Below are 4542 nucleotides of genomic sequence, written 5' to 3'. Positions count from 1 at the left end.
GAGGGCGGGACGGCAGGGGCGGCCGCGCCACCCGCCTGGGGCGCGCGCGGCGGGGCCTGGCCGAGCGCGGCCATCGGGATCAGCAGCGCGTCCCGGGCCTGCGCGACCACGAAGAAGACCTGCGCGGTCATCTGCGTCATCAGCCGGCCGTCGGGGTTGAGCACGTCGAAGAGCGCGTTGTAGAGCACCACGTTGTTGGTCACCGTGGGCGTGGGCTCGACCTTCTCGAGCTTGCCGTGCCAGCGCTTGCCGCTGCCGCCCAGGGTGGTGAAGTAGGCCTCCATGCCCAGCTTCAGGCGGCCGATGTCGGCCTCCGACACCTGCGTCTGCACGGTCATCGTGGACAGGTCGGCGATGCGCATCACCACCGGCGCCTGCTGGTTGGTGTTGAGCGTCTGGCCCTGGCGCGCGCTGATCGACACCACGGTGCCGGCCATCGGCGACAGGATGCGGGCGTACTGCAGGTTGGCCTCGTCGGCGCGCAGGGTGGATTCGATCTGCTCGATCTGCGCGCGCAGCGCCTCGAGCTGCGCCGCCGCCGACTTGGCCGAGGCTTCGGCGGTCTGCAGGCTCTCCTTGGTGGTGGCGTCCTCGGCCATCAGCGCGCGCTGGCGGCGGAGCTGGATCTGCGCGAGGGCGAGCTGGGCCTCGCGGTCCTTGAGCTGCGCGCGCAGGTTCCTGAGCTGGGCGCGCGAGGCGTCGACCCGGGCGCGATACACCGTGGGGTCGATCTCGGCGAGCAGCTGGCCGGCCTCCACCGTGTGGCCGACCTCGACGTGGATCTTGCGCAGCTGGCCGGAGACCTGCGCGCCCACGTCCACATAGTCGCGCGGCTGCAGGGTGCCGGTGGCGGTGACGACGTCCTCGATGTCGCCACGCTGGACTGCGGAGAACTGGTAATTGGTGGCGGGATCGCGCTCGCCGAGGAAGGCGCTGCGGCCGTACCAGGCGCCCGCGAGCAGCAGCGGCAGCAGGATCAGCACGGCGCGGCGTCCCCAGCGCGGGCGGGTGGAGCGGTTGGAGGGCTTGTCGTCGTTCATGGCGTTCCGCGTTCCCGGGCGAGCGGCCGGGGGTTTCGTCGAGTCACGAGGGAGAGCATAGCGGGCGGGCGCAGCTCCGCTTGTATCGGAATGCAGCGCCGCGACCGGTGGGAAGACCCTCGGGGACGCGCCGCGTTCCGTCTTGTAACGTCCAAACGTTGACCATGATCAAGAAATGGTTTGTTTAGACGAGTTCTAATGAGCCGGTCCCAACACCGCGCCCAAGGCGGGGTGTGCATCCAAGAAGCGGTAATTCGCCGAGCTGGCAAGGAGAAGCACCATGATGATGAAGTTGAAGGCAACGAGCGTGGCAGTGGCATTGGTGGTGGTGGGCAGCGCCTGGGCCGCCTCGAGCGTCCGGGACGAGCTGATCAAGCCGATCGAGCCCGCCAAGGTGGACAACGCCGCCAAGGTCGAGCTGGGCAAGAAGCTGTGGTTCGAGCCGCGCCTGTCGATGTCGGGCATCATCTCCTGCAACACCTGCCACAACCTGTCGATGGGTGGCACCGACAACCTGAAGACCTCGATCGGCCACGGATGGAGGGCCGGCCCGGTCAACTCGCCCACGGTCTATAACTCCAGCCTGGCGATCGCCCAGTTCTGGGACGGCCGCGCGGCCGACCTCAAGGAGCAGGCGGGTGGCCCGATCCAGGCCGACGTCGAGATGAACATGCCGCACACCCTGGCGATCGACATCCTGCAGTCGATCCCGGGCTACGTCGCCGAGTTCAAGTCGGTGTACGGCAAGGACAAGATCGACATCGAGATGATCACCGACTCGATCGCCGAGTTCGAGAAGACCCTGGTCACGCCCAACTCGCGCTTCGACAAGTGGTTGAAGGGCGACGACAAGGCGCTGTCCGAGAAGGAGCTCGCCGGCTACACCCTGTTCAAGGAGAGCGGCTGCGTGGCCTGCCACAACGGCCCGGCGGCCGGCGGCACCTCCTTCCAGCGCATGGGCGTGGTCGAGCCGTACAAGAGCAGCTCGCCCGCCGAAGGCCGCTCCGCGGTCACCGGCGCCGACGCCGACCGCTTCAACTTCAAGGTGCCGACCCTGCGTAACGTCGAGCTGACCTATCCGTACTTCCATGACGGCGAGGCCGCGACGCTGGAGCAGGCGGTGGACACCATGGGTCGGCTGCAGCTCGGCCGCACCTACAGCAAGGACGAGATCGGCCAGATCGTCGCCTTCCTGAAGACCCTGACCGGCGAGCTGCCGCAGATCGCGATGCCGATCCTGCCGCCGTCGAGCAACGAGACGCCGCGTCCGGATCCGTTCAAGTAATCATCCGGTTCGTCGCAATCCGCCCGGGGCACGACCGCAAGGTCGTGCCCCGGTACTAGTTCTCATGGATTATTGACACTGCCTGCGACCGAGTCCAGCATTGAGACATGGACTAATGCATATCCGCGAGTATTGCGGCTGCGCAACCAGAGGGTCGATTGCCATGATGAACGCTTACGCTTACGCTTCCTCCGACGCCATCGCCTGCCTTCGCCAGGCTGGCATCCCCGTCACCCACCAGCGCATCGAGATTGCGCGTGCCCTGTTCTCCGCGCCGGTTCATCTTTCGGCAGATCAGATCTGGGCCAAGGTGCTTGAGGCTTCGCCCGACGTCTCGCGTGCGACGGTGTACAACACCCTGCGGCTGTTCAGCGAGAAAAGGATGATCCGCGAGCTGTTCGTCGACCCGCAGCGCGTGGTGTACGACTCCACGACCACGCCGCATCACCACCTCTACAACATCGACACCGGCGAGGTACGCGACATCTCGGACGACGAGCTGCGCGTGATCGGCGAGCCCCGCCTGCCCGCGGGCTTGGTGCTCGACGAGATCGACGTGATCGTCCGCGTTCGCAACCGCGCCGCCTGACCCTCGCGTCCCGGGTTCCGGGTCCGCGGAGTCGGCAATCAAAAAAGCGCCCGGGCGCGGAACGGTTCCGCGCCCGGGCGCTTTTGTCCGTCCAGGCCTCGACGCTCAGCGTTCCGGTACGGTCACGAAGCCCATCTTCTCGATGCCGGCGCTGCGCGCCTCGGCCATCACCTCCGCGATCACCTCGTAGCGCGTGTTGCGGTCGGCGCGCAGGTGCAGCTCGGGCTGGGGTTTCTGCGCCGCGGCGGCGGCGAGCCGCGCGGGCAGGGCGACCTCGTCGACCGCCTCGTTGTTCCAGAACACCCGGCCGTCGCCGTCGATCGACAGTGCCACGGTCTCCGGCTTCTGCTCGGTCGGTGCGCTGGAGGCCTGCGGCAGGTCGATCTTGACCGAGTGGGTGAGTAGCGGCGCGGTGATCATGAACACGATCAGCAGCACCAGCATGACGTCGATCAGCGGCACCATGTTGATGTCGCTCTGCGGGGCGCGTGCCTCGCCCTGGCTGAATCCTCCGAAGGCCATCACGCCGCTCCGTGCGCGCCGGCCGGCGTGCCCGCGGCGACCTCGGCCGCGCGCGGTGCGGAGCCGGTCACCGCGGCGATGCGCGAGCCGGTCGCGAACCAGGCGTGCAGGTCATGCGCGAAGGCGTCCAGTTCGGAGAGCTCGACGCGGTTGGCGCGCGTGATGGCGTTGTAGGCCAGTACCGCCGGGATGGCGACGAAGAGGCCGAAGGCGGTCATGATCAGGGCCTCGCCGACCGGGCCCGCCACCTTGTCCAGCGTCGCCATGCCCGAGACGCTGATGTTCACCAGCGCGTGGTAGATGCCCCACACCGTGCCGAAGAGGCCGACGAAGGGCGCGGTCGAGCCGATCGAGGCGAGCACGGTGAGGCCGGACTCGAGCGCCGCGGTCGACAGCGCGATCGACTTGCGCAGCGCGCGGGTGATGACCTCGTCGGTGTCGAGCTTGCCGCCGAGCGTGTTGCCGTGGGTATGCCGGCGAATGTGCTGGGCGGCAGCGGCGCCCTGCTGGGCGAGCGCCTCGACGGGCGACTCCGGGGCGCGCTCGGCGAGCACGCGCAGGCCGGCGTCGAGGTCGGGGGCGGCCCAGAAGGCATCGACCGCGCCGCTGTGGCTGCGCGCACGGAGCTGGCGGAGCGCGCGGCTGAGGATCAGGTACCAGCTGGTGATCGACATCACCAGCAGGATGAGCGCGACCGCGCGGATGATGTTGTCGGATTGCGCCCACAGGTGGGCGAGGCCGAAGGCCTGCGAACTGTCCATGCTCAGTTTCCTTGGAGTTTGAAGACGATGGGTACCAGGACCCAGGATTCGATCGCGATGTCGCCGCGGCGCGCGGGCACGAAGCGCCAGCGCGCCACCGCCTCGCGCGCGGCGCGGTCGAGACGCTCGGAGCCGGAGCTGGTGCGCAGTTCGACCTGCGCGGGCTGGCCGTCGGGCGACACCAGCACGCGCAGTGTCACCTGGCCCTCCTCGCGCAGGCGGCGCGACAAGGCCGGGTAGCCGGGGCGCGGGTTGTTGAGGTAGGCGGCGTCGAAGCGCGCGGCGGTGACCGTTGCGGGCGCGGCCGTCGCCGCGGGTGCGGCGGCAGGCGGTGCGGGCGCGGGC

Annotated in this window: 6 protein-coding genes; 2 read left to right on the top strand and 4 right to left on the bottom strand. The window is 68.8% G+C overall.

All coding sequences use genetic code 11. From position 1 onward, the window contains the following. Positions 1–1040: efflux RND transporter periplasmic adaptor subunit (locus tag C667_RS20490; protein ID WP_004380760.1), on the bottom strand; the 1040-nt coding region annotated here is incomplete at its 3' end. Positions 1041–1323: 283 nt separating this feature from the next. On the opposite strand from C667_RS20490, the gene C667_RS20485 reads away from it, so the two are divergent. Further along, positions 1324–2325: a cytochrome-c peroxidase gene (locus tag C667_RS20485; protein ID WP_083881373.1), complete on the top strand. Its 1002-nt coding sequence runs from the start codon at positions 1324–1326 to the stop codon at positions 2323–2325. A 163-nt stretch (positions 2326–2488) separates the two neighbouring features. Further along, positions 2489–2914: a Fur family transcriptional regulator gene (locus tag C667_RS20480; RefSeq protein ID WP_039922512.1), complete on the top strand. Its 426-nt coding sequence runs from the start codon at positions 2489–2491 to the stop codon at positions 2912–2914. A 105-nt stretch (positions 2915–3019) separates the two neighbouring features. Here the strand turns inward: C667_RS20480 and C667_RS20475 are convergent, their stop codons facing one another. The 3 genes from C667_RS20475 to C667_RS20465 form a co-directional block, all read right to left on the bottom strand. Next, complete coding sequence (locus C667_RS20475; protein WP_004380755.1) at positions 3020–3436, bottom strand: ExbD/TolR family protein; 417 nt, start codon at positions 3434–3436, stop codon at positions 3020–3022. Beyond that, positions 3436–4197 carry a MotA/TolQ/ExbB proton channel family protein gene (locus tag C667_RS20470; protein WP_004380753.1) on the bottom strand — a complete coding sequence of 254 codons (762 nt, stop codon included), beginning with the start codon at positions 4195–4197 and terminating at the stop codon, positions 3436–3438. The genes C667_RS20475 and C667_RS20470 overlap by 1 nt, the downstream gene beginning before the upstream one ends. A 2-nt stretch (positions 4198–4199) precedes the next feature. After that, positions 4200–4542, bottom strand: a 343-nt coding sequence (locus tag C667_RS20465) for an energy transducer TonB (protein ID WP_004380751.1), incomplete at its 5' end; no start/stop codon positions are given.

Source organism: Thauera phenylacetica B4P (genome assembly GCF_000310225.1).
GTDB lineage: Bacteria > Pseudomonadota > Gammaproteobacteria > Burkholderiales > Rhodocyclaceae > Thauera > Thauera phenylacetica.
Note: the sequence above shows the minus strand (reverse complement) of the source record. Positions and strands in the feature narration are given on the sequence as shown.

Bases quoted from the DNA above. Each gene is read 5' to 3' on its own strand.
- C667_RS20485 (WP_083881373.1), top strand. From the start codon at position 1,324: ATGATGAAGTTGAAGGCAACGAGCGTGGCAGTGGCATTGGTGGTGGTG.
- C667_RS20470 (WP_004380753.1), bottom strand. From the start codon at position 4,197: ATGGACAGTTCGCAGGCCTTCGGCCTCGCCCACCTGTGGGCGCAATCC.
- C667_RS20480 (WP_039922512.1), top strand. From the start codon at position 2,489: ATGATGAACGCTTACGCTTACGCTTCCTCCGACGCCATCGCCTGCCTT.
- C667_RS20475 (WP_004380755.1), bottom strand. From the start codon at position 3,436: ATGGCCTTCGGAGGATTCAGCCAGGGCGAGGCACGCGCCCCGCAGAGC.